Annotated in this window: 1 pseudogene; it reads left to right on the top strand. The window is 79.6% G+C overall.

Annotated elements, in window-relative coordinates:
• Positions 1 to 436 (top strand): annotated as a pseudogene (locus KUM44_RS39720) (hypothetical protein); the annotation flags it as partial.

Here is a 436-nt window from a genome sequence, read left to right as displayed (position 1 = left end):
CCGGTTGCGTGCCTTCCTGGTGGCCGACCTCGCCCGCTACCGCGCCGCCCTCCCCGGCAGTGCGGCCGGCTACCTCGCCCTCCTCGAGGAGGCCCTCGGCGCCGGCTATCACCCCGACCCCGACGACCTCACCGCCCTCCGGACCCTGCGCGGCAACCCCGCCGCGGCCACCCTCCTCCAGGACGTACGAGCCTGCCTCGCGCCCACCGCGCCCACCGCGCCATGCACCGCCCGCCCGGCCGTCCCCGCGTCCCGTACGCACCTCCTGGCCCTTCCCGGCGGCCTCTCCGAGCCGGCCGCCGCCGCCCATCCACCCCCACTGGTCGACCTCCCCGCTCAGGCCGCGGGCAGCCAGGACCCCGCCAAACAGCCCCGCAAGAAGCCCGCCGAACGCCCGGCCGCCCCCAAGCCCGCCCCCGCCCCGGGCCCCCAGCCC

The organism is Streptomyces sp. AC550_RSS872 (assembly GCF_019049285.1).
Taxonomy (GTDB): domain Bacteria; phylum Actinomycetota; class Actinomycetes; order Streptomycetales; family Streptomycetaceae; genus Streptomyces.
This window is presented reverse-complemented; position numbering and strand designations above follow the sequence as displayed.